The 25,687-nt window shown below is 63.1% G+C and carries 24 protein-coding genes; 9 read left to right on the top strand and 15 right to left on the bottom strand.

Features of this window, described 5'->3' with window-relative positions:
• The first annotated feature begins 199 nt into the window (after positions 1–199).
• Positions 200–1,195 (top strand): adenosine deaminase, encoded by a 996-nt coding sequence (locus EKH49_RS14885; protein ID WP_128471464.1) that lies wholly within the window; start codon positions 200–202, stop codon positions 1,193–1,195.
• A gap of 55 nt (positions 1,196–1,250) precedes the next feature.
• On the opposite strand, the gene EKH49_RS14880 is transcribed toward EKH49_RS14885, so the two are convergent.
• From EKH49_RS14880 to EKH49_RS16610, 5 genes are all read right to left on the bottom strand, one after another.
• Positions 1,251–2,060 (bottom strand): putative hydro-lyase, encoded by an 810-nt coding sequence (locus EKH49_RS14880; RefSeq protein ID WP_128471463.1) that lies wholly within the window; start codon positions 2,058–2,060, stop codon positions 1,251–1,253.
• Positions 2,061–2,073: 13 nt separating this feature from the next.
• A complete protein-coding gene (locus tag EKH49_RS14875) occupies positions 2,074–3,291 on the bottom strand; it encodes an NRAMP family divalent metal transporter (protein ID WP_128471462.1) in 1,218 nt (405 codons plus the stop codon).
• 512 nt (positions 3,292–3,803) lie between these two features.
• Complete coding sequence (locus EKH49_RS14870) at positions 3,804–4,049, bottom strand: antitoxin VbhA family protein (RefSeq protein WP_128471461.1); 246 nt, start codon at positions 4,047–4,049, stop codon at positions 3,804–3,806.
• A gap of 455 nt (positions 4,050–4,504) precedes the next feature.
• Positions 4,505–6,175: a bifunctional phosphoribosylaminoimidazolecarboxamide formyltransferase/IMP cyclohydrolase gene (gene purH, locus EKH49_RS14865; RefSeq protein ID WP_128471460.1), complete on the bottom strand. Its 1,671-nt coding sequence runs from the start codon at positions 6,173–6,175 to the stop codon at positions 4,505–4,507.
• Positions 6,176–6,272: 97 nt separating this feature from the next.
• Positions 6,273–7,010, bottom strand: coding sequence for a hypothetical protein (locus EKH49_RS16610; protein WP_161567540.1), 738 nt, complete (start codon positions 7,008–7,010; stop codon positions 6,273–6,275).
• Positions 7,011–7,197: 187 nt separating this feature from the next.
• Between EKH49_RS16610 and EKH49_RS14855 the strand changes: the two genes are divergently transcribed.
• Positions 7,198–8,535 carry an MFS transporter gene (locus EKH49_RS14855; RefSeq protein WP_128471459.1) on the top strand — a complete coding sequence of 446 codons (1,338 nt, stop codon included), beginning with the start codon at positions 7,198–7,200 and terminating at the stop codon, positions 8,533–8,535.
• A gap of 47 nt (positions 8,536–8,582) precedes the next feature.
• Here EKH49_RS14855 and EKH49_RS14850 read toward each other — a convergent pair whose 3' ends face one another.
• Positions 8,583–9,152, bottom strand: coding sequence for a TetR/AcrR family transcriptional regulator (locus tag EKH49_RS14850; protein WP_128471458.1), 570 nt, complete (start codon positions 9,150–9,152; stop codon positions 8,583–8,585).
• A gap of 111 nt (positions 9,153–9,263) precedes the next feature.
• Here EKH49_RS14850 and EKH49_RS14845 point away from each other — a divergent pair, with 111 nt between their 5' ends.
• Both EKH49_RS14845 and EKH49_RS14840 read left to right on the top strand, forming a co-directional pair.
• Complete coding sequence (locus tag EKH49_RS14845; protein ID WP_128471457.1) at positions 9,264–10,022, top strand: histidine phosphatase family protein; 759 nt, start codon at positions 9,264–9,266, stop codon at positions 10,020–10,022.
• A 108-nt stretch (positions 10,023–10,130) separates the two neighbouring features.
• Positions 10,131–13,151, top strand: coding sequence for an alpha-mannosidase (locus EKH49_RS14840; RefSeq protein ID WP_128471456.1), 3,021 nt, complete (start codon positions 10,131–10,133; stop codon positions 13,149–13,151).
• Between the two features lie 93 nt (positions 13,152–13,244).
• Here the strand turns inward: EKH49_RS14840 and EKH49_RS14835 are convergent, their stop codons facing one another.
• Complete coding sequence (locus tag EKH49_RS14835; protein ID WP_236641185.1) at positions 13,245–13,553, bottom strand: COG4315 family predicted lipoprotein; 309 nt, start codon at positions 13,551–13,553, stop codon at positions 13,245–13,247.
• 16 nt (positions 13,554–13,569) lie between these two features.
• Between EKH49_RS14835 and EKH49_RS16945 the strand changes: the two genes are divergently transcribed.
• Positions 13,570–13,794 carry a hypothetical protein gene (locus EKH49_RS16945; protein WP_236641184.1) on the top strand — a complete coding sequence of 75 codons (225 nt, stop codon included), beginning with the start codon at positions 13,570–13,572 and terminating at the stop codon, positions 13,792–13,794.
• A gap of 24 nt (positions 13,795–13,818) precedes the next feature.
• Here EKH49_RS16945 and EKH49_RS14830 read toward each other — a convergent pair whose 3' ends face one another.
• Both EKH49_RS14830 and purN read right to left on the bottom strand, forming a co-directional pair.
• Positions 13,819–15,333: an SDR family oxidoreductase gene (locus tag EKH49_RS14830; protein WP_128471454.1), complete on the bottom strand. Its 1,515-nt coding sequence runs from the start codon at positions 15,331–15,333 to the stop codon at positions 13,819–13,821.
• 32 nt (positions 15,334–15,365) lie between these two features.
• A complete protein-coding gene (gene purN, locus EKH49_RS14825) occupies positions 15,366–15,935 on the bottom strand; it encodes a phosphoribosylglycinamide formyltransferase (protein WP_038989987.1) in 570 nt (189 codons plus the stop codon).
• 148 nt (positions 15,936–16,083) lie between these two features.
• Between purN and EKH49_RS14820 the strand changes: the two genes are divergently transcribed.
• Both EKH49_RS14820 and EKH49_RS14815 read left to right on the top strand, forming a co-directional pair.
• The gene (locus EKH49_RS14820) at positions 16,084–16,614 is read left to right on the top strand and encodes a DinB family protein (RefSeq protein WP_128471453.1); all 531 of its coding nucleotides are present in this window, start codon (positions 16,084–16,086) and stop codon (positions 16,612–16,614) included.
• 105 nt (positions 16,615–16,719) lie between these two features.
• The gene (locus EKH49_RS14815) at positions 16,720–17,358 is read left to right on the top strand and encodes a hypothetical protein (protein WP_121866231.1); all 639 of its coding nucleotides are present in this window, start codon (positions 16,720–16,722) and stop codon (positions 17,356–17,358) included.
• Here EKH49_RS14815 and EKH49_RS14810 read toward each other — a convergent pair.
• The 4 genes from EKH49_RS14810 to EKH49_RS14795 form a co-directional block, all read right to left on the bottom strand.
• Entirely contained in the window at positions 17,355–18,644 is a 1,290-nt protein-coding gene (locus EKH49_RS14810) for a cell division protein PerM (RefSeq protein ID WP_128471452.1), read from the bottom strand. The genes EKH49_RS14815 and EKH49_RS14810 overlap by 4 nt on opposite strands.
• A 105-nt stretch (positions 18,645–18,749) precedes the next feature.
• On the bottom strand, positions 18,750–19,559 hold the full coding sequence (locus tag EKH49_RS14805; RefSeq protein WP_201739625.1) for an aldolase/citrate lyase family protein: 810 nt from the start codon (positions 19,557–19,559) through the stop codon (positions 18,750–18,752).
• Positions 19,544–20,329 carry a 2-oxo-hept-4-ene-1,7-dioate hydratase gene (gene hpaH, locus EKH49_RS14800; protein ID WP_038989991.1) on the bottom strand — a complete coding sequence of 262 codons (786 nt, stop codon included), beginning with the start codon at positions 20,327–20,329 and terminating at the stop codon, positions 19,544–19,546. Before hpaH ends, EKH49_RS14805 begins: the two co-directional genes overlap by 16 nt.
• Before the next feature lie 251 nt (positions 20,330–20,580).
• Positions 20,581–21,264, bottom strand: coding sequence for a CE1759 family FMN reductase (locus EKH49_RS14795; protein ID WP_128471451.1), 684 nt, complete (start codon positions 21,262–21,264; stop codon positions 20,581–20,583).
• Positions 21,265–21,416: 152 nt separating this feature from the next.
• On the opposite strand from EKH49_RS14795, the gene kynA reads away from it, so the two are divergent.
• Entirely contained in the window at positions 21,417–22,283 is an 867-nt protein-coding gene (kynA, locus tag EKH49_RS14790) for a tryptophan 2,3-dioxygenase (RefSeq protein WP_128471450.1), read from the top strand.
• Positions 22,273–23,112 (top strand): PaaX family transcriptional regulator, encoded by an 840-nt coding sequence (locus tag EKH49_RS14785; protein ID WP_128471449.1) that lies wholly within the window; start codon positions 22,273–22,275, stop codon positions 23,110–23,112. The genes kynA and EKH49_RS14785 overlap by 11 nt, the downstream gene beginning before the upstream one ends.
• On the opposite strand, the gene EKH49_RS14780 is transcribed toward EKH49_RS14785, so the two are convergent.
• Positions 23,109–24,482, bottom strand: coding sequence for a CoA transferase (locus EKH49_RS14780; protein WP_236641183.1), 1,374 nt, complete (start codon positions 24,480–24,482; stop codon positions 23,109–23,111). The genes EKH49_RS14785 and EKH49_RS14780 overlap by 4 nt on opposite strands.
• A gap of 110 nt (positions 24,483–24,592) precedes the next feature.
• Entirely contained in the window at positions 24,593–25,318 is a 726-nt protein-coding gene (locus EKH49_RS14775) for a LysM peptidoglycan-binding domain-containing protein (RefSeq protein ID WP_128471448.1), read from the bottom strand.
• Between the last annotated feature and the right edge of the window lie 369 nt (positions 25,319–25,687).

The raw sequence follows: 25,687 nt of genomic DNA, 5'->3' as shown, positions 1-25,687 counted from the left end.
CGGGCTGTGTACTTCGGGGCGTTAAATCCCGGGGAGAAGTGTCACCACTTTAAATGTTGAAGTGTTACCGATGTCCTGAGGCAGAACTGTTACCGATGTCCTGAGAGAAAACACGTATGGTTTAACGAAACCATTGCGTGCCGTCGTCGTTTCATTACGGTCTCGGACGTTCTCCCCAGCTTGGAAGGTCGCTGAGTCCGTGAAATTGCCCGTAGCCGAATTGCACATCCATCTTGAAGGAACGCTGGAGCCGGAAATGATCATGGAGCTGGCGACAAAGAACGGTGTCGAGCTGCCCTATGCCTCTATTGACCAGCTGCGTGCCAAGTACGAGTTCAGCAATCTGCAGTCATTCCTCGACCTGTTCTACGAGAACATGGTGGTGCTGCGCACGGCCGACGACTTCCGTGAAATTACCCTGGCCTACCTGCAACGCGCCCATGACTCGGGCGTGCGCCATGTGGAACTGTTCTTCGACCCGCAGGCCCACATCCAGCGCGGCCTGGGCCTGGGCGATGTCATTGCCGGCATCCGTGCCGGCCTGAATGTGGGGCTGGAGCGCTGGGGAATCTCCCACAAGCTCATCGCCTGCTTCTGGCGCCATGCCCCGGCAGCCGAAGCAATGGACTTGATGAAGCTACTGGTCGCCGAGAAGCACGACATCGATGGCATCGGCCTGGATTCCTCGGAGCTGGGATTCCCGCCCGAACTGTTCCAGGAAGTCTTCGACTACGCCCGCGCCCACGGTCTGCACGTCGTAGCCCACGCGGGCGAGGAAGGACCGGCAGACTACATCTGGCAAGCGCTGGACCTGCTGAAGGTTGAGCGCGTGGACCACGGCATCCGCTGCCTGGATGACCCGGCGCTGGTCCAGCGCCTGGTCGAGGAGCAGATGCCGTTGACCGTCTGCCCGCTGTCCAACATCCGATTGCGGGCAGTGGACACTATGGCAGACCATCCGCTGCCGCAGATGCTCGAAAAAGGCTTGAAGGTTTCGGTGCATTCCGATGATCCTGCCTATTTCGGCGGATACATGGATGCCAACTTCGCCTCGCTCATGGAAAGCTTCAATTTCAGCACCGAGCAGCTGGCCACGCTGGCGTGCAATTCCTTTGAATCCACCTTCCTGGATGAAGCATCCAAGCAGGAGCTGCTTGCTGAAGTCCAGACCTGGGTACAGCAGCAGAACAGTTAAAGAAGTGAACGCGGCAGCCTTTTGGGGGAAGGCCACCGCGTCCAGTCTATGGGGGCTAGGGAACCTGGTACTGGGAATCCCTGATATCGGTGATGAGCATGTGCCCTGGCGCATGGCCGATGGCCAACGCCGGGCGGGACTCCATCACTGCCGCCTGCGGCGTGACACCGCAGGCCCAGAACACCGGAATCGTCCCTTCCGGGATCTGCACTGCATCGCCGAAGTCCGGTGCGCCCAAATCCTTGATGCCCAGCTCTTCCGGGTTCCCGATATGCACCGGCGCCCCGTGAACGGCCGGATAGCGGGAGGTAATCCGCACCGCGTCGGCCACCTGCGAGGCAGGAATCGGGCGCATGGAGACCACCATCGGACCTGACATCGCTCCGGCCGACTGCGAGCGGATATTGGTCTTGTACATTGGCACGTTCACACCCTGGTCGATATGCGCGATGGAAATGCCGCTTTCCATCAGTGCGCTCTCGAAGGTGAACGAGCAGCCGACAATGAAGGTCACCAGATCATCACGCCAGTACTCGGACAGGTCGGTGGGTTCAGCCACCTTGACCCCGTTTTCGTAAACCATGTACTTCGGCACGTCGGTGCGGATATCTCCGCCTGCCAGCAACTCGTTGCTGGTCTGCCCGGCTTCCAGGACACCGAGGATCGGGCAAGACTTGGGGTTGCGCTGGGCAAAGAGCAGCACATCGAAAGCCAGCTCCTGGGGAACGATGATCAGGTTTGCCTGCGCGTATCCGGCACTGATTCCCGCGGTCGGGAGCACCTGTCCGGCACGGAACAGCTCGCGGGCCTCGCTCGGGGCCATGGCCGCACGTTCCGTCTGCCCGAGGCTCGATAAGTCCTTCATGATTGCCTTTCTCCTAGCTGTTCCAGAGTGCTGCCAGACCCGAAATCGAGTTCCAGCCGAGGTAGACGCTGAGCAGCCAGGTCAAGGCACCGACTGCCAGCAGGGCCTTGGGGTAGTTGTATCCGTGGAGCAGGTCGCGGCGGCGCCATGCCACCCAGAGCAGTACCGCGAAGCCCACGGGAAGAATCAGGCCGTTGAAGGCGCCGGCGAAGATCAGCAGTGTTGCTGGCGCCTGGCCCAGGAACAGGTAGATGATGCCGCAGACCACGATGAAGGCCACGGTGATCAGGTTGCGGGTGCGCTCCGGGGTGGTGCGCTTTGTGATGAAGGAAACCGAGGTGTAGGCGGCACCGATCACGCTGGTCAGTGCGGCAGCCCAGAGGATGACGCCGAAGGCACGGATGCCGATCGGGCCAGCCGCGTGGCCGAAGGCCTCAGCCGCCTTGTTGTCACTGGTCAATGCGACGCCACCGGCCACAACGCCGAGAATCGCCAGGAACAGCAGCACGCGCATGACGCCGGTGACGATAATCGCCAGGGTGGAGGTATTGGAGATCGCCTTGACGTGTTCCACGCCCGAGGTGCCCGAATCGATCATGCGGTGGGCGCCGGCGTAGGTGATGTAGCCGCCAACGGTGCCGCCGATCAGGGTGGTGATGATCAGGAAGTCGATCTTCTCGGGGAGCACCACGTTGCGGATCGCGTCGCCCACCGGAGGGGCCGCCACGATTGCCACGTACAGCATCAGCAGGATCATCACGGCGCCGAGCATCACCACGATGCGGTCCAGAGCCATGCCTGCCTTCTTGGACAGGAAAATCAAGATGGCAACGACCGCGGAGATGGCGCCACCGATCTTTGCATCAACGCCAAGCATGGCGTTCAGGCCCAGGCCGGTACCGGCGATGTTGCCGATGTTGAAGACCATGCCGCCGATGAAGACCAGCGCGGCCAGGAACCAGCCGATGCCCGGCAGGACCTTGTTGCCCAGTTCCTGGGCACGCATGCCGGAGACGCCGATGACGCGCCACACGTTCAGCTGGACGGCGATGTCCACGAGGATGGAGACGACAATGGCGAAGGCGAAGGCCGCGCCAATTTGGACCGTGAACTCTGTGGTCTGGGTGATGAAGCCCGGGCCGATGGCGCTGGTGGCCATCAGGAACATGGCACCGAGCAGCGCTGTGCGCCGTGCCTTGCTGGTTTGGGATGTTGACTCAGGAAGTGCCATGCTGACGTTCCAATGCGATAGTGGTGACAACCGTCACAAGGTCAATATGATGCAGACGACTTTACAGGTTGTTGAACAACTTTGGCAACAGGTTGTTGAACAATTTACCTGCCGGACACAACACGCAGAGCAGCTGCGGCGATTAGTGATTCAGCACCAACGGTTGACGTCAGAATAAAAAACTCGCTTCACCAGCACAAAATAGCGCAATAGCTCGTAGCCGTCCCGAGCTTGCCGCGGTTAGACGCCAACGACAAATTTTTTTATTTCGCAGTGCTTCCGCTTGGAATATTAGGCATCGTCCACCTAGGGCGGGGCTCTTTAGGTCATGACTTCAGGCACTGACGTTGCTTCCGCGTTAGGACGCGTTTGGTTCTCTGAAGTCGAACATTTATCGGCAGATTGGGAAAGTATTTTGGCGAGCATGGCGGCCGAGCCGGATCTCGATCAACTGAAGAATGTCCCCCGCAGCTATTCGCTTAGGCCAACTCCCCGGAACCCAACTCTCTTATTTAGCCCTTGCCCGCAGTGGACTCCGATGAGGCACGGCGAGCAGCCTCACGCACACGACGCAAATACTCAGCATTGTCGATCGCGCCGCGGGCCACGTCGGTCAGGTTCTCTACGTCCTCGCGGTTGGGAACCCATCCCTCGTGCCAAGCTGAGGCTAGCGCCTGACGAATGGCATTACGCTGGTTGGCGTCGAGCTGCGTAAACAGTTCCGGCCAGCGTTCCTCGATATCAAACTTCTCGGCCAAGGTTGGCTCCTTCCATGAAAGTTGCCCTACTCAATTTTACCGAGTCGCCCGAGAACGATCCATCGATAGTCACCGTTGGTTTCGGTATCGGGGATAAAGTTCAGGCAGTCTCGCCCTGGCGCGCCACCTGCATTCCATGCCATCACCAAGGAGAGTCGGTTCGATACAACTGTTGTCCCATAATGCAGGACAAGAGTTGTTAGACAAGTAGTCAAAATAGCTGTATAAGCAAGTTTCCTTGCAGACTGAAACGTAACGACGGGAGCTCTGTTGTTCAGAACGACAGGGAACCGCAGCAAAGCCTGGTGCTGGGAATAAGCGAAGGCAGACCGATTCCGGCTGCTCCCGATGCGGTGGTCCGTGCCTCAGCCGTGCAGATATCCGTTAAGCGCCGCGGGCCGTGCAGCCAGCGCGGCAAGCGCTGGCTGCACGGCCCGAAAAGGCGTGGCTAGTTCCTAGTGGAAGAAGTGGCGTGCACCGGTGAAGTACATGGTGATGCCAGCTTCGTTCGCGGCCGCGATGACTTCCTCGTCGCGTACCGAGCCGCCTGGCTGCACGACAGCCTTGACGCCGGCGTCGATCAGGATCTGCAGGCCATCGGCGAACGGGAAGAACGCATCCGAAGCGGCCACGGCGCCCTGTGCGCGCTGCTCGGAAGCTGCGCCATCAGCGTTTTCGGCACCGCCGGCGGCATCCGCGCCGGACTCGACCTTCACGCCCAAGGTGTTGGCGCGCTCCACTGCCAGCTTGCAGGAGTCGATGCGGTTGACCTGGCCCATGCCGATGCCCACGGCGGCACCGTCCTTGGCCAGCAGGATCGCATTGGACTTCGCGGCGCGCACGGCGCTCCAGGCGAATTCCAGATCTGTCAAGGTCGAGGCGTCAGCCGCCTCGCCGGCAGCCAGGGTCCAGTTCGCCGGGTCGTCGCCCTCGGCGTCGATCTTGTCGCCGGCCTGGACCAGCATGCCGCCGGAGACCTGGCGGAACTCGTTCTTGTTGCGGCCGTAGCCATCTGGCAGGGCCAGCAGGCGGATGTTCTTCTTGGCCGAGAGGATCTGCACTGCTTCCTCTTCGAAGTCCGGGGCAATGACTACCTCGGTGAAGATGCCCTTGACGGTTTCGGCCATTTCCTTGGTGACCGTGCGGTTGGCGGCAATCACGCCGCCGAATGCGGATACCGGGTCGGTAGCGTGCGCCTTGCGGTGCGCGTCGGCAATCGGGTCTGCAGCGTCATCCGAGGCCACTGCCACACCGCAAGGGTTGGCGTGCTTGATGACGGCAACAGCCGGCTTTTCGAAGTCGAAGGCGGCGCGCAGCGCTGCGTCCGCGTCCACGTAGTTGTTGTAGCTCATTGGCTTGCCATGCAGCTGGTCGGCCTGGGCGATGCCGGCCGGGGCGGCCTCATCCACGTAGAGCGCTGCCTGCTGGTGCGGGTTCTCGCCGTAGCGCAGCACCTCGGCGCGCTGCAGGGCCACGCCTGCATAGGCTGGCCAATCGATGACACCGTCGCCGTCCTCATCGAGGAACTGGCTGGCGGTCCACGAAGCGACCGCGGTGTCGTAGGCTGCGGTGTGCGCGTAGGCCTTGGCGGCCAGACGCTGGCGGGTCTTCAGATCGAAGCCGCCCTCGGAGGCGGCGGAGATGACCTGCGGGTAGAACGCTGGATCAACCACGATGGAGACGGCGGCGTGGTTCTTCGCTGCCGAGCGGACCATGGCCGGGCCGCCGATGTCGATCTGCTCGACCACTTCGTCCTGGGAGGCGCCGGAGGCGACGGTCTGCACGAACGGGTACAGATTCACCACGACCAGGTCGATCTGCTCGATGTCCATCGAGGAAAGGGTGTCCATATGCTCGGCGACGCGGCGGTCGGCGAGGATGCCGCCGTGGATGCGCGGGTGCAAGGTCTTGACGCGTCCGTCGAGCATTTCAGGGGAACCGGTCACCTGCTCGACCTCGGTCACGGGAATTCCAGCGGCGGCGATCTTCTTGGCCGTGGAACCGGTGGATACCAGTTGCACACCTGCTGCATGCAAACCAGCGGCCAGCTCCTCCAAGCCGGTCTTGTCGTAGACGGAAATCAGCGCGCGACGGATAGCGACTTTGTCCAGCACGGTCTTACTCACGAAATTTTTCTCCCGGCGGTGAGAATGAATGGGGCGGGCAGCGCAGAGGCCACCGCCAACATTCTAACCAACGAAGGCACCGAAATTTCAGTTCGTGTCAAGCCCCTTCGGATAGTGCGGAAAGCTGCGGGAAATACGTGGAAAGCTGCTTGTCAGTCAGGCAAAGCTGCAGGAGCTTCTCAGCATGCTCCTCATCTGCGACATAGGCCACCAGATCAACCTTGGTCCGCTCATTCAACTCCTCGCGCAAGGAACGGGCCACCGCAACCAGCGTGTGGTAGTAGCGCTTGATGGTCGGTTCCCAGCCTTCGCGTGCGGCCAGCCCGGTCATCGCATCGGACCACAGGGTAGCCGCCGGGTCTTCGCATAAATCAATGGATGACCAGTGCCAATCGCTGGGCTCCCACTTATCCGAGTAGAAGCTCTCCGCGTCGTCTTCTTCCAGATCCGCTTCCAGGGAGGCCAAGACGTCATCGAGGTCTTCCCCGTCGGAGTCCTCGCCATCTTCCGGCTCGTCGTCCTCGTCCTCGGAATCCGAGATCAGCAGCGAATCTTCTTCCAATGTGACGGATTCAGGTTCAAGGCTTCCATCGCCTTCGGCATCGGGGCGATCCTCGTATTCGGCAGGCTCATCGGTGTCCTCGCCGCGTTCCACCAGTTGCTCGCGGGATTCGGTGAGGCGGTCGCGTTCCAGTGCCTGCACCGAGTTCAGGGCCAGCAACGGCATGGCGATGGTTTCGCTTTCCTCGGTGCTGACGCCATGCAGGGCAATGGCATAGAAGTCTTGGTCCGGGTGTCCAGCTATCACTTCCGCTGCGTGTCGAAGGGCAGTCACCCGGATAGCCTCTTCGAGAGCGGTCCAATCTACTCCCATGTCCGAAGATTACTCCCTTGCCGTCGCTTGCAACAGGCCTTGACGCGGCGCGAGAAGAAGCGTAGAGAGCTACACCTGCACTCCGGTTTTCGGCTATGCTTCACGCGGTACACACCAATTCCGCTCGCACACCGAAAGGTGCACCACTGTGTCTTCCGCACCCCCGCCCTCTGGCACGGCCATCGTGCAAGAGCTGCCATTCAAATGGAAGGTGCAGGGCACCATTTTCATTATCGGCGGCCTCGGCTTCATGTTCGATGCCTGGGACGTCACCCTCAACGGCGCGCTGATTCCACTGGTCGCCGAGGAATGGGGACTGGATCGTCCCACCGCTGCCCTGCTGGGCACCTCCAACCTGGTGGGGATGGCCGTGGGCGCGTTCCTCTGGGGCGGGATCGCCGACAGGTACGGGCGCAAGAACGCGTTCAGCCTGACGCTGCTGATGTTCTCGCTGTTCACCGTCCTCGGCGCGCTGTCGCCGAGCTTCGCCTTCTTCGTCGCCTTCCGCTTCCTGGCCGGTGTCGGCCTGGGTGGCTGCATCCCGGTGGATTATGCGCTGGTTGGCGAATTCACGCCGGCGAAGCTGCGCGGACGCGTGCTCACCGCCATGGATGGCTGGTGGCCGGTGGGCGCGGCGCTCTCCTTCTTCGTCTCCGGATGGGTGATGGCCACCGCGGATAATTGGCGGCTGATCCTGGCAGTCATGATCCTGCCGGCGTTCATGGTGTATCTGGTGCGCCGCTCCATGCCCGAGTCCCCGCTGTTCCTGGCGGCCAAGGGCCGGGATGCGGAAGCCCGTGCGGTCATCGACCAGCTGGTGGAACGCACCGGGGCAACCAAGCGCGACTACGTGATCGAGCCGGTGGAACTGGAAAAGGCTCCGCGCTGGTGGCAGCAGGTGGCCTCGCTGTGGCGGTATTCATGGAAGATCACCGCCACCAGCTGGCTGCTGTTCATGACCATTCTGCTCGTCTACTACCTGGCATTGACCTGGTTGCCGTCGATCCTCACCGAAGCAGGAATGGCCCAGTCCGCCTCCTTCTTCGCCACCGCGGTGATGGCACTGATGGGCCTGGCAGGCGTCGTGCTGGCTGCCCTGCTGGTGGAGCGGGTCGGCCGCAAATGGCTGCTGGCGATCTCCGCCCCGCTCTCCGGCCTCGTGCTGGTCATCGTCGCGCAGAACCTCGACGTCCCGGCGGCCGCGATTGGCTGGGTGCTGGTCTTCGGCGTCATTGTCCAGGTCGCCATTCCGGTACTGTATGCCTACGTTTCGGAGCTGTACCCCACCGAGCTGCGGGCCAGCGGCTTCGGCTGGGCCTCGACCATGTCGCGCTTTGCCGCCGGCTTCGGCCCGCTGATTTTCGCGGCGCTATGGCCCGTGGTGGGGCTGGGCTGGCTGTTTGCCGGCGCGACCGCGCTGGTGCTGCTGGCCATCCTGTTCATGGCACGCTTCGCCCCGGAAACCCGCGGACTGCGGCTGGACTGAATCTCTCCCCCAATAGCGAATGTCGGCACCATGGGTGCCGGCATTTTCTAGTTCTGCGCAGGTTGCGGGCGCAAGCCGTCACGCATGATCTGCACGATGCGCCCTTCCAGGCCGGGCTGGGAGTCGCTGAAGGCCCGAGGCAGCGGACGGGTCATGGACCCGACGGTGGCAATCAGTTCCAGCCCTGAGATGTCGGTGCGCAGCAGCTGGGCGTTCTTGGCCAGTTCCAAGGCGGAGTTCAAGGTCTTGGCGGCCTCGGTTTGGGCTTCGAGGATGCGCGGGCTGACCTTCTTGGGCAGCTGCAACCCCAATGCTTCGCTCAGCGCCCCGAGGTTCTGCTCGATCAGCGTGCCCAGCAGGACATCCCAGCCCTCTGCGTCATTGGCGCCAAGCCGCTCGATCGCCTGCTGCGACGCGCCGCGGATATCCTCCAGCATGACGAGGGTGACTTCTTCAACCAGCGCCAGCCGATCAGCGAAGTTTCGATAGAGTGTGCCGATGCCGACACCGCTGGCCTCTGCAATGGTTTCCATTGCAATCTGGGCGCCGTGTTCGGCAAATAATTCACGAGCAACTCGAAGGATGTTCTCACGTCGCCGAAGAGCATCTGAACGCATGAGCGGATTCCGATCTGGGGGAACTTCCAGGTCGCGGCTTGCCACCTGTCGAATTCACGATAGCGGACGGGCAGTGCTGAAACGAAGCGGAAATCATCATTCCAGATAGAAATGCTTCTTCCGCGCGAGAAGCCATTCCGGATTTGCCCGAAACCGTGCTATCCCTGGGATCCAGGACCGCTAGGCCAAGGAAGCAGAGGATATGCGTTTTCAACTCATCAGGCATGGGCAAACCCCATCGCATGTTGCCGGGAAGCTCGATACCGCTTTTCCCGGCGCCAGCCTCACCCCGCTGGCCATCGCCAGGCTCGCGCCCTGCCGCAGGTATTCAGTAACGGGCAGCTGCAGTCGATCTACGCCTCGACGCTGAACCGCACGCAGCTCACAGCCCAGCCGCTGAGCGAATCCCTCGCAGAACCGGTGCACGTCATTGACGGCCTCGAAGAAATCTCGGCGGGCGAGCTGGAAATGCTGGCAGATGAGGCATCGCGATCCGCCTATGTCATGTGCCTGCGCTCCTGGATGCACGGCGATTGGGAGCAGAAGATGCCCGGCGGGCCCAACGGCCACGACTTCATTGAACGCTTCAGCCAGGCCCTGGAATCCATCGCGCAGGCGCAGGACTACTCAGGCACGGCCGCGGTCTTCAGCCATGGCGCGGCGATCCGTGTCTTCAGCGCCTGGGCCACCAAGATGGCACCCGGGAAGGCATCGCAGCTGGTCATCGAGAACACTGGCGGTTCCCTGCTGGAGCTGGGGATCGGCGGACAGTGGAGCCTGGTCCGCTGGGATACGGAACCGCTGGGCGGCGATTTCGTCCGGGACGTCCTCGATAAGGATGTCACCGGCGGCGAGGACGACGCAGCCTGAGCCCTGCCGCCTTCTGGCGAACGCGAGTTGGACCAGCTCAGCACCTGATATTTCGGTAGTCTGGCTAGGGAGCTCTTTTTCTGCGGAGCGCACAAACGGAAGGCCCTGATGCACGACGACATTTCCCTGACCATCGGACGCGTCCGCCGCGTTCTGACCGAGCGTATCCTTCCAGCGATATATTCGGAAACCCTGCCGCTGGATCTGTCATGGCATGAGCTGCCCGGCGAGCCGGTCACCCCGGCCGAGGGCCTGGCGCTGGACTACCAGCCAACGACAGTCGGCACGCCCTGGGGCGCGGCGTGGGGCACCACCTGGTTCCATCTGCAGGGCCGGGTACCGGCGCAGTGGGCCGGACGCCGCGTCGAAGCGGTGATTGATCTGGGCTTTGACGTCAACATGACCGGCTTCCAATGCGAGGGACTGGTGTACCGCCCGGATGGCATCACCATCAAGGCGATCAACCCGCGCAACCAGTGGGTGCCAATCACCGCCGGCGCCGAAGGCGATGAGGTCATCGACCTGTATCTGGAAGCCGCCTCCAACCCGGTGCTGCTCGACTACCACCCGTTCCTGCCCACCGAGCAGGGCGATATCCTCACCTCCTCCTCGCGCCGCCTGTACACCACCCGCCGGATGGACCTGGCGGTCTTCGAGCCCGTGGTGCATGAGCTCTCCCTGGATCTGGAAGTGCTGCTGGATTTGCAGGAGCAGCTTGGGCAAACGCCGCGCAAGATGCAGATCCTGCAGGCCATGGACAACGCCCTGGACGTGCTGGATCTGCAGCGCATCGCGCAGACCGCGCAGGCCGCCCGCGATGAGCTGGCCGAGGTCCTGGCCGCCCCGGCGGAGCACAGCGCCCACCAGATTTCGGCCATCGGCCACTCGCACATCGACTCGGCCTGGCTGTGGCCGCTGCGCGAAACCATCCGCAAGGTCTCGCGCACCTGCTCCTCGATGGTGGAGCTGCTGGGCGACAAGGAAGAATTCCTCTACGGCATGTCCAGCGCCCAGCAGTACAAGTGGCTCAAGACCCACCGCCCGGAAGTCTGGGAACGGGTCAAGCAGGCGGTAGCCGACGGGCGCTTCCTGCCGCTGGGCGGCATGTGGGTGGAATCCGACACCGTGATGCCCTCGGGCGAATCACTGGTCCGCCAGTTCCTCTACGGCCAGAATTTCTTCCGCAAGGAATTCGGCATCACCTCGAAGGGCGTCTGGCTGCCGGACTCCTTCGGCTACTCCCCCGCCCTGCCGCAGCTGATGCGCCGTGCCGGCTTCGAATGGTTCTTCACCCAGAAGATCTCCTGGAACCAGCAGAACAAGTTCCCGCACCACACCTTCGATTGGGAAGGCATCGACGGCTCGCGCATGTTCAGCCACTTCCCGTCGATGGACACCTACAACTCGCAGCTTTCCGGCGAGGAAGTGGCCAAGGCATCGCGCCAGTTCCGCGAAGCGCGGGTCACGAACAATTCCATCGCGCCGGTAGGCTGGGGCGATGGCGGCGGCGGCACCACCCGCGAAATGACCGGCAAGGCCAAGCGCCTGGCCAACCTGGAAGGCAGCGCGAAGGTGGCCTGGGAACACCCCAACGACTTCTTCGACCGGGCCAAGGCCGAACTGCCCAACCCGCCGGTGTGGGTGGGCGAGCTCTACCTGGAGCTGCACCGCGCCACGCTGACCAGCCAGCACCAGACCAAGCAGGGCAACCGACGCACCGAGCAGCTGCTCGTCGAGGCCGAGCTGTGGGCCACCACTGCTGCGCTCTGCACCGGAGCCGAGTACCCGTATGAGCAGCTCGATGAGCTGTGGGAGACGGTGCTGCTGCACCAGTTCCACGACATCCTGCCGGGCACCTCGATTGCCTGGGTGCATCGCGAGGTCGTGGCCCGCTATGCGCAGGTCATCGAGCAGGCCGAGTCGCTGATCCGCACCGCCCAGCAGCAGCTGGCCGGCGAAGGTTCCACCCCGATTGCGTTCAACGGCGCCGCGTTCACCCGCAACGCTCTGGCCTTCGGCCAGGCCAAGCCGGTGCGGCCTGCTGCCGCGTCCCCGGTCAGGGCAACCGCTGTTGACGGCGGCTATGTCCTGGAGAACTCGCTGGTCCGTGTGGCCATCAATGCCCAGGGTTTGCTGACCTCCGCCGTGGATCTGGCCACCGGCCGCGAAGCGATCGCCACAGGCCAGGAAGCGAACGTGCTGCAATTGCACCAGGACTTCCCGAACATGTGGGATGCCTGGGACGTGGACAAGTACTACCGCAACCAGGTCACCGACTTGCGCGAGCTCGACAGCCTTGAGCTGTCCTCGCGCGAGGACGGCAGCCAGGTCGTCACGATTGCCCGCAGCTTCTCGCAGTCCACGCTGGTGCAGGAACTGTCGCTGGCTCCCGGCTCGCGGACCCTGCAGATCTCGCAGAGCACCGATTGGCATGAGGCCGAGAAGTTCCTGAAGGTCTCCTTCCCGCTGGATATCCGTGCGGAGCACGCAATTGCCGAGACGCAGTTCGGCTACCACAAGCGCGTGACCCACGTGAATACCAGCTGGGAAGCGGCGAAGTTCGAAACTTCCATGCACCGCTTCGTGCTGGCCGAGGAGCCCGGCTTCGGCGCGGCGCTGGTCAATGATTCCATCTACGGTTTCGATGTCACCCGTGATGCCAAGGACGCGGAGGTCACCACGACCATGCGGCTTTCGCTGCTGCGTGCCCCGCGCTTCCCCGACCCGGAAACCGACCAGGGCGTGCAGACGCACCGCTACGGCTTGGTGATCGGCGCGGACGTGGCCACTGCAACGGCGGCCGGCGCGTTGCTGAACAGCGAAGAGCGCGTCATCGACGGCGCGCAAGGCGTGGACCCGCTGGTTACGGTCTCCGGCGAGGGATTGGTGGTCTCCAGCGTGAAGCTGGCGGCTGACCGCTCCGGCGATCTGGTGGTGCGCGTCTATGAATCTTTAGGACGCCGTGCCAGCGGCAGCCTCAAGGTCAACGCGCAGATCGCCCACGCATCCACTGTGAGCCTGCTGGAAGACGAACTGGACGGGCAGCGCATCGAACTGGCCGATGGTGCAGTACCACTGAAGCTGGGCGCGTTCGAGGTACGCACCCTGCGCTTCGCCGTGGCCAAGTAGCCGCAGGATCCACAGGCCGGGCCGGCACGCTGCTTCGCGTGCCGACCCGGTCCGTTTCCCGACGATGATTGCCAGGGATTATTGGATCATTGCCTATTGAATCATTGTCCCGTCGGGAGCCACCGCGAACCAGACCCCGTCAACGCCTTGCCCGGCAGTATCCCCGGGCTTGGCATCCTTGGCGAAGGTGTACAGGGGCATGCCGTTGAGCGTCAGATGCTTTTCGCCATCGGGGCTTTCTATGGTGCCGACTTCGCCGGTGACGCCCTCCAGGACCGGTTCATCGCTCGTGGTCGTGGCGATCGGCCACTTGGCCAGGCAATCGCCGGTGCACGCGTGGCTCGACGTTCTCTTCTCATCCTTGGTGAAGTAGTACAGGGTCATGCCCTGCGAATCCACCACAACATCTCCCAAACCGGTGGAGGCAACACCCAAGTCAGCGCCGGACCCGCTTTCGCTGTGCGTGCTGGATGCGGCGGGAAGCGCCGAGCAGGTTGGAGCCTGGCTGACCACCGCCACGGGCACGACGCAGATGACCGGCGCCGTGCCGGTGATGCTGAACGACATTTCGGTGATCCAGCTGCGCGATGCCGGCTCGGCGGTGCTCGCCGAGGTGCCGCTGGGCCGACAGGGTGCGTCCTAGCCCCGGCGCAGCACGCGCGGCTTCCTACCACGGCGAGGGCTGGTAGTCCTTGAGGAAGCAGCCGTACAGGTCGATGCCGCGCTCGCCGTCAACGATGGGCTGGTAGACGCGGGCGGCGCCGTCGATCAGATCCAGCGGGGCGTGCCAGCCTTCGGCGACCATGCGCACCTTGGAATCGTGCGGGCGCTCGTCAGTGATCCACCCGGTGTCCACCGCGGTCATCAGGATCCGGTCGGTGGCGAGCATTTCCTCGGCGCTGGTGCGGGTGAGCATGTTCAGCGAGGCCTTGGCCATGTTGGTGTGCGGGTGCCCGGCACCCTTGTAGCGGCGGGAGAACTGGCCTTCCATGGCCGAGACGTTCACGATGTACTTGCGCCGTGCCTCGGAGGCGGCCAGCGCGGGGCGCAGCCGGGAGGCCAGCAGGAAGGGCGCGGTGACATTGCACAGCTGCACTTCCAGCATTTCCAGGGCATCCACATCCCCGAGGATCTGGGTCCAGGAATTCTCCGTGACCACATCCGGCACCAGTCCCCCGGCATCGATGGCGGTGCCCGCGGCAATGCGCTCCAGGGAGGCGGAACCGGCGGTCATCGCCAGGTCCGCGAGCTGCTGCGCGTCGTACCCGCCCAGCGTGCTCGGGGCCAGCAGCGCGGAATCCTCCAGCCGGAAGGCGCTGGCCAGCGCCCGCGGGTGTTCGGCCGGCGGGTTCGCCTCGCCCCACAGCTGAGGTCCGCCCTGCCCGGAGGCCAATTCACCGGCCAGCGGCTGCAGCTCTGATTCGATCAGGTGCTGGTAGGAGTTCGCGGTGCGGCGCACGGTCTGCGCGGCATTGTTGATCAGGATGTCCAGCGGGCCCTCGGCCGCAATGCGGTCAGCCAGCGAGATCACCTGGGCCGGGTCGCGCAGGTCGATGCCCACGATGCGCAGCCGGTGCATCCAGTCCGCGCTGTCCTCCAATGCGGCGAAGCGCCGGGCAGCGTCCTTGGGGAAGCGCGTGGTAATGGTGGTGTGGGCACCATCGCGCAGCAGGCGCAGGGCGATATGCATGCCGATCTTCGCCCGGCCGCCGGTGAGCAGCGCGCGCTTGCCGGACAGGTCGGCGCGGGCATCGCGGCGTTCGCGCCCGGCAGCGGCGCAGTCAGGGCAGAGATAGTGGTGGAAGGCATCCACCGTGGTGTAGCGCTGCTTGCAGATGTAGCAGCCGCGCGGCTTGCGGAATTCCCCGGCACTCTGCCCTCGGGTCGGGGTGCTCAGATCCAGGCCCAGGGTCTCGTCGTCCAGCCGCTGCGGCGAGCCGGTGGCGGTCCGCTCGATCAGCGCGCGGTCAGCGGAGCTGATCTCGGCGCGCTTCTGCGACTTGCGGTAGCGCTTGGCAGCCTTGAACATGTTGCTGGTCGCGCGGCGCACGGCGATATGCCGTTCATCCGCGGAGTCCAGCGTGTGCACCACGGAGAGCACCTTCAGCGCGGTCGCCAGTTCCTCGTCGGTGAACAGTTCGGTTTCGGTTGCCTGCCCGGGCAACGGTGTCAATTCATTCATCTCCCCACCAATTTTACGTGGTGGGCCGCCGGCTAGTTTCCTTGGGCCAGATCCGCCAGGGTGGCGATGAGCAGGCGGCGCTCAACCACCTTGATGCGCTCGTGCAGGGATTCTTCGGTGTCGGTATCCTCGATGGCCACGGCTTCCTGGCGCAGGATCGGACCGGTGTCCACCCCGGCATCCGCAATGTGCACGGTGCAGCCGGTGACCTTCACACCGTAGGCCAGGGCGTCGCGCACGCCGTGGGCGCCCGGGAAGGACGGCAGCAGGGCCGGGTGGGTGTTGATGTAGGTGCCGTCGAAGGCATTGATGAACTCTTCGCCGACGATGCGCATGAATCCGGAGGACACCACATAGTCCGGGGCGTAGGACAGGCACTTTTCGGTCAGCGCATGGTTCCAGTCACCGCGGTCCGCATAGTCCTTGAAGTTCACCACGAAGGTCTCGATGCCGGCGGCAGCCGAGCGTTCCACCCCGTAGGTGCCGTGCTTGTCTGCGCCGACGGCAGCGATCTCGACGTTCTCCAGTTCGCCGCTGGCGACGGCATCGATGACTGCCTGGAGATTAGAACCGGTACCTGAAACCAAAACCACAATGCGCATGGGTTCAATTCTACGGTTCGCTTCTTGCCCCGCTTGAACCCGGACGCAATGTTGCACTGCGTTTCCTCTGCTGCCGCCATATTCGATGCCCGCGTGCTGTACCGGCCATAGACTGGCCTTAACAGCGCAGTTCGATGTGGAGGTCTTGATGAGCCAGATAGTTCCCGACGGCAAGGACTGGACAGTAGTCCTGGATACGGTGTGCGAGCAGTGCGGCTACGACGTGCGCGGCATCTCGCCGGGCGATTCCATTGAGCAGCTGCCCGGACACGTGGAGCGCTACATCTCGGTGCTCGCACGTCCCGATGCGGCCACCCGCACCAACCCTGCGCGCTGGAGCGATCAGGAGTACGTGGTGCACGTCGCCGAAATGCTTGAGGTGATGACCGGGCGCTTCACCCTGATGCTGGAACGCGATGAACCGGAGTTCCCCAACTGGGACCAGGACCAGGCAGCAGATGATGGCAACTACAACGCATTGCCATCCAGCGAGGTCGCCGAGCTGCTGCGGAAGAATGCCGCGGGCTACGCCGCCAAGCTGGAGGGCATGGACCCGGTGCAGTATTCCCGCCGCGGTCTGCGCTCGAACGGCGCCGCGTTTACCGTGGAAACGCTGAACCAGTATGCCTGGCATGATCACGTGCATCACCTGTGGGATCTGGGTGTGGAAATCAGCTAACTGTGCCCGACACGGACCCAGCAGGACAATGGAATGGGTTGTGGCCTTTGGCTAGACTTCTTGGCGTATGCGCGAAACCAGGTCTACGTAAGGAGCCAGGCGTCCATGCCAAAGGCATATTTCGGAAAAGTTTCTGCACTGGCAATCACCGGGCTGCTCACCCTGACGGCATGTTCGGCCGGGACTCCCCAGAGCGAACCAAGCGATGTTCCGGTCCCTTCGGCCGAGGAATACCTGCCGTTGCTGGCGCAAACGCAGGACGATGACGACAAGCTTCCCGAGGGCTTCGAGGATACCGAATCCTACGACCCGCAAACCCGCCACCTGCTGGCCACCTCGGACTTCGGCCGGCATTATGTCGCGGTCGGCAACGAAGGCCAACTGTGCATGGTGGCCATTCCCGAGCCGGTGGAAGAGGACGGCGACTACGAGATCGCCGGGACCACCTGCCCGACGATGGATTACGTGGTGGAGAACGGGGTTCCGCTTAAGGTCAACGGCGGCGAGAACAGCCTGGAAATCGTCACCTACCTGATGCCTGCCGGCATCAGCGGCGAGACGGTTCAGAACGCCGTCTCCGAAATGCGCGCCTCGCACCCTGAGCTTGCCGCCGAGGATATCCAGGTAGTCACCGAAAACGATTCCGTGCTGCTGGTGATGGAAGAATCAACCGCCGCGACGCTGGGACAGATCACCATCAACCGCCCCGAGGGCGACCCGCTGGTGCTGGCCAGCCTGACCTAGCCTTCGAGCACCGGGTCGGTTTCGAAGAGCGGGGCAATCAGGTAGCCGATGGCGGTGCCCAAGCCGATTTGCAGTGCCAGGGCGCCGGCGGTGGCCCACATGTTCGGGCCGATCTCGACCAGCCGGCCGATGGCCAGGGAACCGGAGGAGAGCCAGGAACCGGCAAGGCTCAGCAGCCCGGTCACGACCCCGGTGAAGACCGCCAAGCATGCGGTCGAGGCCCCCAGCGACAAGGCATTGAAGGGAATCCTGCGGGCAAACCAGTCTTCGAGGTGGTTCTCGCCCACGCGCAGGAAGTACCAGCCGGCCACGATGCCTGCGGCCACCGGGATCAGCAGGAACAGCCATTGGTGCGCCATGTCCCCGGAGGGCAGGGACGCGAGCATTGGAATCGACGGCAGCGGGCCCACCGTGGTTTCCAGGGTGGACAGGGTGCTGCCGGTGCCGATGCTGAACCCGCCGCCGCTGATCCACGACAAGACCCAGAACACCGCATTCGGGATGAAGGACAGCTGCACCAGGGTCAGCGCTGCCGAGCCGATCGGTCCCGGGCGCAGCTCCTGGGACACGTTGGCGACATCGGTCCAGTGCACACCGAGGTTGATGGTCAGCAGCAACCCGGAGATTCCCACGGCGGCCACATAGCCGAGGAATCCGGCGACGATCACATGCCAGACATAGGATCCGGCCCAGCGGCGATGCGGCGAGATCCGCTGGATATAGGCGGCCGTGTCAACACCGAACAGGCGGGCCCAGGAGCCGGCTTCTCGGCGCGCGCCGATAATCAGGCCCAGCAGGGCGATGATCAGCGGGATGAAGGCGGCGGCAAGGATATTGACCCGCGCATAGGAATTATTGGCAAGGAAACCGATGCCGGTGCCGATGGCCCCGTAGGCTAGGAAGGCTCCGGCCAGCCCCTGCCAGAGCTGGTCGGTGTAGGATGCGCGGGCGATGCGCCGCCCGGCACGCAGGCAGAACAGGAAGGGCACCAGCGACAGCCCCAGGGGGATCAGCGTGAGCCATCCGGTCATAGAGCTGGGGTCCGCTTCGGGACCGAGATTCAGGATCTCCACCGGCACGCCGTGGACGAGCAGCCAGGTGAGGCCGCCGAACTGCAGGATCGCCTCGAAGGAGTCTTCCAGAAAGCCCCCGCTGAAATAGACGGCGACCAGCGGCAGCGTGATCAGGGCAAGGCAAAAGACCACGGATTGCAGTATCTCGAAGACCCCCTGCAACGCCAGGGGCATTGGCCAGCCGTTGCGCAGGCGCAACATCACTGCCTTCATGGGTTTCTTTTCGCGGCTCATCATCTTCAATGTTGCCACCATTGGCGCCGACCGGCCTCGATCGACGCGCAATGATGAGCTGAAGGGTTGCCTAGAACACCCGGGCTAGTAGCTGTCCGGTGTGGCGCCCTGCGCTTCGGAGGAGAAGCTTGCAGCCAGCGCCTCGGTGGAGCGTGCCAGCAACGCCACATCGGCGCCCACGCCGACAAAGTCCGCGCCGGCAGCCATGTATTCGCGGGCGCTCTTCTGGTCGAAGGCGTTCACCCCGGCATACTTGCCCGCCGCCTTGGCCGCGTTGATCGACTTGAGCACCGCGGCGACCACGTCCGGGTGGCTCTGCTGGCCGATCACTCCCATGGAGGCGGCCAGGTCCGATGGGCCGATGAAGATGCCGTCGACACCTTCGGTGGCGACGATGTCCTCGACGTTGCGCACCGCTTCATCCGCTTCGATCTGCACCATGATGGTGATGGTCTCGTCGGCACGGGTCAGGTAGTCGGGGATGCGGTTCCAGCGGGCCGAGCGGGCCAGCGCGGAACCGACGCCGCGCACGCCCTTGGGCGGGTACTGGCAGGCGGCAACGGCAGCCGCGGCCTGCTCGGCGTCGTTGACCATCGGGATGATCAGCGACTGCACGCCCAGGTCCAGGAACTGCTTGATGGTCACCGGGTCGTTGACCGCAGGGCGGACCACCGGCACTACCGGGTAGCTTCGCACCGCTTGCAGCTGGGCCAGGATGTTCTGCAGGTCGTTGGGCGAATGCTCGCCGTCGATGAACAGCCAATCGAAGCCTGCGCCTGCGCAGATCTCGGCGACCAGCGGGGAGGCCGAGCACACCCAGATGCCGGCCAGCGAGTGGTCGGCGTCCTTGAGCGCGTCCTTCAGCGACGGATCCGGCTCTACTCGAAATGGCATGTCACAGTTCCCAACGGTCCGTAGTCGGCAAAGACGGTGTCCCCGGCGTTGACCCACATGGGGCGGGTGAAGGAACCGGCAAGGATGATTTCCCCGGCCTTGAGCTTGTCGCCGTGCGGGGCGATCTTGTTGGCCAGCCAGTACACGCCAGCGGCGGGGTGGTTCAGCACACCGGCTGCGACGCCGGTTTCCTCGACGGTCTGGTTCTTGAACAAGATGCCGGAGACCCAGCGCAGATCGATGCTCTCGGGCTTGACCGGGTTGCCACCGATCACCATGGCGCCCATGGCCGCGTTGTCGCTGATAGTGTCCACAATCGTGCGGCCTTCCATCTCCACGCGGGCATCGAGGATTTCCAGGGCCGGGATGACGTATTCGGTAGCGTCGAGCACATCGAAGATATTCGCCCGCGGGCCTTCGATATCCTTCTTGAGCTTGAAGGCCAGTTCCATTTCCACGCGGGCGCCGGTGAAGTCTTCCCACTTCAGCTTGGCGCCGGAATCGTAGACCATGTCGTCGAAAATGATCCCGTAGTCAGGCTCGGTAATTCCGGTAGCCATCTGCATGGCGCGGGAGGTCAGGCCGATCTTGCGGCCTACCAGCACACGGCCGGCCGCTTCGGACCGCTGGCGCCACAGGTTCTGGACGCGGTAGGAATCCTCTACCGTCATTTCTGGGTAACGCGCGGTCAGGCGCGGCACCGGAGTCCGCGTCTCGCCGGCCTGGACCAGCTCATCGGCAATGGCCGTGATTGTTTCCTCGGATAGCATCGACGGCTACACCTTTCACTACTCTTCAAACCTCGTTCAGCTGCCGTCATCTCGGTGAAATGACTTAGCTCACGGTTCTTGATCGTACCGAGGTTCGGTATTGATGGCACATCGTACTAACATATTGCTTCGCTTTCACGGCAATTCGATGCCACTGCGGAAGAAAGCATGGGTGAAGAAAATTGGCCCCGCTCCCAAGCACTCCGAATGGATGCAGGACAACGGGGCCAGAATGATGGAAGCAGGCCGGCTCAGGAACCGGATTTAAGGTTCGCCAGCAGCGCTTCGAACGGCAATGAGGTGAGCTCGTCATCGGGATCGGCGAATTCGCTGACCGATGGGGCGATGGAACGGGTGTCGCCCAAATCCGCGTCCGCGGATAGTTCGCCTTCGCTCAGCGACAGTGCCAGGACGACTTCCCGCGCAACCCGGCGAGCGCGATCGGCCAGCGTGCCGGACAGTCCCTGCCCGCCGAAATCCTCGGAGGCCGCGAAGACTGTGGTCGGCATGATCTGCGCCCGCAGGTAGGAGAAGATCGGGCGCATGGCGTAGTCAATGGCGAGCTGGTGGCGCTGGGTTCCCGCGGTGGCGGCGAGCACGACCGGCTTTCCGCTCAGCGCTTTGGGGTCCAGGATATCGAGGAAGGACTTGAACAGGCCGGAGACCGAGGCGGTGAAGACCGGGGTCACTGCCACGAGCACGTCGGCGCCCACTACCGCGTCGATGACCTTCTGCAGGCCCGGGGCGGCGAAACCGGTGAGCATGTTGTTCGTGATCTCACCGGCATGCTCACGCAGTTCGATATTGGCCACGTCGGCCTGCACACCAGCGGCAGCCAGCTGGGTGGCGATATTCTGTCCGATTTGCCCACCGAGCAGCGAGGAGCTTGATGGGGTTCCCAGTCCACCGCTGATGACGACTACTGACTTGCTCACGGATCCTGCCTTTCACGATTTATATGCGTATGCATGTATCAACGGCGGGGGTGCCCGAGGTATTCCTATTTGCCGAAAAACATTTTGGCTCGTAGCGGGAGCCGTCTTTTTCAGTATTGTGACGATCGCAATGTTATTGATAACATCAGCGTATGAGCACCCCGCAGCCCCAGACCGAGAACCAGCGCGAAATTGAAGATGGCGTCCGCACCGACTTCAAGAACACGATGTCCTACGGCAGCTACCTCGACCTTGACCGCATCCTGTCCGCGCAGCATCCGGTCAGCGTTCCCGAGCACCACGATGAAATGCTCTTCATCATCCAGCACCAGACCAGCGAACTGTGGCTCAAGCTCATGCTCCACGAACTCATCGAGGCTCGCCGCCTGCTGGGCGTCGACGACTTCGGCAAGGCGCTGAAATGCCTGGCCCGGGTCAAGCACATCCAGAAGACCCTGACCGAGCAGTGGTCGGTGCTGGCAACCCTGACTCCCCGCGAGTATGCGCAGTTCCGCGATTTCCTCGGCTCGTCTTCCGGCTTCCAGTCCTTCCAGTACCGTGCCGTCGAATTCATCCTGGGCAATAAGCATGAAGGCATGCTCAAGGTCCACGAGGCAGATCCCAAGGCGCACGAGCTGCTGTCCAAGCTGCTGCACGAGCCAAGCCTCTACGACGTCTTCCTGGCCGCCTTGGCCCGCCATGGCTACAGCATCCCGGAAGAAGTGCTGTCCCGCGATGTCACCAAGCCGTGGGCGTTCCAGGAGGCACTGGTTCCGGTATTCAAGGACATCTACGAGTCCGAGGACACCCGCTGGGGCTTCTACCAGGCCTGCGAGGACCTGGTGGATGTCGAGGACAACTTCCAGGCATGGCGCTTCCGGCACATGCGCGTCGTCCAGCGCACCATTGGCTTCAAGCGCGGCACCGGCGGTTCTTCGGGAGTCGACTTCCTCAAGCGCGCCCTGGATCTGACCTTCTTCCCGGAACTGTTCGCGGTGCGTACCGAAATTGGCAAGTAGCACCTCGCTTGCCGCGCTGAGCCTCGATGATTTCGAGGCGCGAAGCGGAAGCGCGACATCGATTATCCGTACGATCACCGGCCTGTATATCAGGCACGAGAAATCACCGGTGGCGCGAACCCGCATCGTGGAGCTGGCACAGGCCGCCGGGGTTTCGGTTCCTGCGGCGCAAACCGCTATTTCCCGGCTGATCGACCGCGGAGTGCTGGAAGCCGGGCAGCCATCCACCTTGGGCGTGCCGAGCGCGGCGCAGCAGATGTTCGAGCGCGGCACCCGGAGAATCTTCACGCCACGGCAGATGTCGGACGCTGATCTCTGGTGCCTGGTCGCCTACTCGCTGCCGGAGAGCCTGCGCTCCGTGCGCCATCAGGTACGCAAGCATTTCCTGCAGATTGGCGGAGGCATGCTGGGATCCGGGTTATGGATTTTCCCCGAGTACCTGCGCGAGGAAGCCACGGCAGTGCTCATGGCCTTGGGCGCCAGGGAACACGCGACGCTGTTCACTGCGCAGCAGCCTCACTTCCCTGGCACGCCGCGGCAGGCCGCCAGTGCGTGGTGGGATCTTGAGCGCCTGGCCGCGCTGCATCAGGCATTCCTGGTGAACACCAATTCCCTCGATGCCAGCGACAGCACTCCATCCAGCGCCTATCGGGGATATGTGGCGATGGTCGATTCATGGCGCGCGCTTCCCTACCTCGACCCCGGCTTGCCCGGATCCATGCTGCCCGTGCACTGGCCTGGGAATGACAGCCGGGAACGGTTCGTGTCGTTGTCGGCGGCATTCAAGGAACCGGCTCTGCACTTCGCCCGCTCGCTGCTGGCTGCCTAGTTCCAGGCTGGTTCGCTTTCTCCGTACGGCGCCGGCGGATGGGCATAATCCATTGCATGGCCTGCAAAGCTGAAGGGCGGTGGAACATATTCAAGCATCCCGTAAGAACTGTCCATCTGCCGCAGCTGCACGCCACTGCCGAAATCAGCAGGGCATTCGCGCTCTTCATCTAAGGCAAACAGGGCATGAGCCGTCCGAGCCAAGGAGAATCGCACCGCCCCGGTTCGTCCTTGGGCGCTGCGGGTGCCAGCCAGGGCAATGATTGCAGCAGCCAGCCCGTAGCCGGTGGCATGATCCAAGGCTTGCACCGGCAAAGCGCCGGGAGTCCTGCCGTCGCCGCTATAGGCCTGCGCAATGCCGGTGGCGGCTTGCACGACGCTGTCGAACCCGCGCCGCTGGGCCCAGGGCCCGGAATAGCCCCACGCACCCAGTTCAGCGATAATCAGCCGCGGATAGCGCTGGGCTAATTCATCCCGGCCAAGCCCCGCCGCGGCCAAGGCTCCGGGGCGATAGCCCAGGATGACGGCATCGGCATCCTGCAGCAGTTCATGGATCTTTGCCCGCCCCGCTGCGCTCTTCGCATCGAGCACCGTGCTGCGCTTGCCGAACCCGGTATCGACATGTTGCCAAGGCAGTTCCGGAAGCCGCGGACCGTCCACGCGCAAGACCTGGGCACCGAAGGCCGCGAGGGTTCTGGTGGCGGTGGGTCCGGCGATCACCCGTGTGAGATCCAGGACTTTCAACCCTTGAAGGGGCAATCCCGCACGCGGATCATATTTCCAGAACAGTGCCGAAGCGAGCGGACGCATGCTGAACTGTGCCCAGTGCCCGTTGCCTGCCACCTTGCCCTCGGCGGAGCTGAGCCACTGCTGCCGGGATCGCACCCGCGCGGCAACGCCGCCGGCCGCCACGATGCGCTCCTGGGCATCATGTGCCGGCAGGCCTGCCAGCGCATCGGCTATGCCGCTACCCGAGGACATCCCTAATGCAGATTTGAGCGCACTCTCATGATGAGGGTAATTCGCGTGCGTCCTGATCCAGCCATCGGCTGTTCGGTAGAAGCCCGAGTGCGGGGCAAAACCCTGCGTACTCTCCCCCGCGATCCGCAGGTGGGCAGAGGACGCAAAAGCAGCTGCGATGTCCGCCGTCGCTGATGCCGCCCGCAGTGGCGGAGTAGCAAGCGCATTGAGTGCAGAGCAGACCAACCCGACGGATCGTGCCGCGAGCTGCTCCACATCCAGAGGACCACCCCACCAGGCTATGGACCCGGAAACGGGCCAGTTGCCTGCTGTCTCAAGCAACTGATGCTCATGGAACCCAGAGCCCAGGACGTGCTCCATGGACGCGCGCTCTTCTTCGGAATGCAGCATGCTGCTCAGCCTATACCTGCAAGACCACCGTCTCGCTGCCGGCCGCTTCAATACAGAAAACCCGCAGCGCGTAGAAGTACGCGATGCGGGTTTTCATGAGCTCAGCGAAATTAGTTCGCTGGAACGTTCAGGGTCTGTCCAACCATGATGTAGTCGGGGTTGGACAGCTGGTCGTCATTCAAGACGAACAGGCCACGCCAGTCCTTGACGCCAAGCTTGTCGGCAATCTTGGCCAGGGTGTCGCCCGACTTGACGGTGTAGTCCTTGCCCGAGTCGGTCACATCAATGTTGAACACTGGTGCCTTCTCAGCTGGAGCAGCGTGCTTTGGAGCTGCCTGCTGCTTAGGAGCCTGCTTCTGGGTCGGTGCCGACTGCTGCTTTGGTGCCGACTGCTGCTTTGGTGCGGCCTGCTGCTTTGGTGCGGCCTGCTGCTTAGGGGCTGCCTGCTGCTTCGGAGCCTGCTTCTGCGGAGTCGAGGAACCCGAAGGGGAACCGCTGATGCCCAGCTTTGCGGTACATGCTGGCCATGCGCCCCAACCCTGCGATGCCTGGACCTTGGTTGCAATGCGGATCTGCTCGGCCTTCGAAGCCTGGTGCGGCATGCCCGAGCCGCCGAACGCCTTCCAGGTGGACAGCGAGAACTGCAGGCCACCGTAGTAGCCGTTGCCGGTGTTGATCGACCAGTTGCCACCGGACTCGCACTGGGCCAGCTTGTCCCAGGTGCTTGCGGCGTTTGCTGGTGCGGTTGCGGCAACGATTGCGGTGCCGGCAACTGCTACGGCGGCCAGCGAGGCTCCACCGCGACGGATCAAGTTCTTAGTCTTCTGCTGGATCATGATTCTCCAGTTGCTCTTCCCGCGCTCAGGTCTTCCTAGACCATCCTCGTGCACCGCTCAGCGTCGCATTTCGACTTTGATTAAATACTGCCCTGGCGAGCGGTTTGGAAGTCCCGGCAGTACCTGTTTCCCCATAACACTGCGAGTGTTATCGAAACGTTATGAAAGACCATAACGCACCAACCCACCACCCTCGCAACTCAGGAAACGGTCAGAAACCCCGTAAATACAGGTCAATTGGTCAGAAAAAAATTTAAAATCTGGCCGCGAAATCGCTCCGAACCCCTGATCAAGCGACGAGAATGTTACTCGGATGAAGTGGATATTTATCAGGACACTGTGATATAGCTTGCAATCCACTCACGGGCG

The sequence above is a fragment of the Glutamicibacter sp. HZAU genome, from assembly GCF_004100365.1.
GTDB lineage: Bacteria > Actinomycetota > Actinomycetes > Actinomycetales > Micrococcaceae > Glutamicibacter > Glutamicibacter nicotianae.
Note: the sequence above shows the minus strand (reverse complement) of the source record. Positions and strands in the feature narration are given on the sequence as shown.

Excerpts from the sequence above, each read along its gene's own strand:
- EKH49_RS14840 (WP_128471456.1), top strand. The coding sequence starts at position 10,131 with ATGCACGACGACATTTCCCTGACCATCGGACGCGTCCGCCGCGTTCTG.
- EKH49_RS14810 (WP_128471452.1), bottom strand. The coding sequence starts at position 18,644 with ATGAAGGCAGTGATGTTGCGCCTGCGCAACGGCTGGCCAATGCCCCTG.
- kynA (WP_128471450.1), top strand. The coding sequence starts at position 21,417 with ATGAGCACCCCGCAGCCCCAGACCGAGAACCAGCGCGAAATTGAAGAT.
- EKH49_RS14845 (WP_128471457.1), top strand. The coding sequence starts at position 9,264 with ATGCTTCTTCCGCGCGAGAAGCCATTCCGGATTTGCCCGAAACCGTGC.
- EKH49_RS14805 (WP_201739625.1), bottom strand. The coding sequence starts at position 19,559 with ATGCCATTTCGAGTAGAGCCGGATCCGTCGCTGAAGGACGCGCTCAAG.
- EKH49_RS14880 (WP_128471463.1), bottom strand. The coding sequence starts at position 2,060 with ATGAAGGACTTATCGAGCCTCGGGCAGACGGAACGTGCGGCCATGGCC.
- EKH49_RS14850 (WP_128471458.1), bottom strand. The coding sequence starts at position 9,152 with ATGCGTTCAGATGCTCTTCGGCGACGTGAGAACATCCTTCGAGTTGCT.
- EKH49_RS14815 (WP_121866231.1), top strand. The coding sequence starts at position 16,720 with ATGCCAAAGGCATATTTCGGAAAAGTTTCTGCACTGGCAATCACCGGG.
- purN (WP_038989987.1), bottom strand. The coding sequence starts at position 15,935 with ATGCGCATTGTGGTTTTGGTTTCAGGTACCGGTTCTAATCTCCAGGCA.
- EKH49_RS14775 (WP_128471448.1), bottom strand. The coding sequence starts at position 25,318 with ATGATCCAGCAGAAGACTAAGAACTTGATCCGTCGCGGTGGAGCCTCG.
- hpaH (WP_038989991.1), bottom strand. The coding sequence starts at position 20,329 with ATGCTATCCGAGGAAACAATCACGGCCATTGCCGATGAGCTGGTCCAG.
- EKH49_RS14820 (WP_128471453.1), top strand. The coding sequence starts at position 16,084 with ATGAGCCAGATAGTTCCCGACGGCAAGGACTGGACAGTAGTCCTGGAT.
- EKH49_RS14830 (WP_128471454.1), bottom strand. The coding sequence starts at position 15,333 with ATGAATGAATTGACACCGTTGCCCGGGCAGGCAACCGAAACCGAACTG.
- EKH49_RS14875 (WP_128471462.1), bottom strand. The coding sequence starts at position 3,291 with ATGGCACTTCCTGAGTCAACATCCCAAACCAGCAAGGCACGGCGCACA.
- EKH49_RS14780 (WP_236641183.1), bottom strand. The coding sequence starts at position 24,482 with ATGCTGCATTCCGAAGAAGAGCGCGCGTCCATGGAGCACGTCCTGGGC.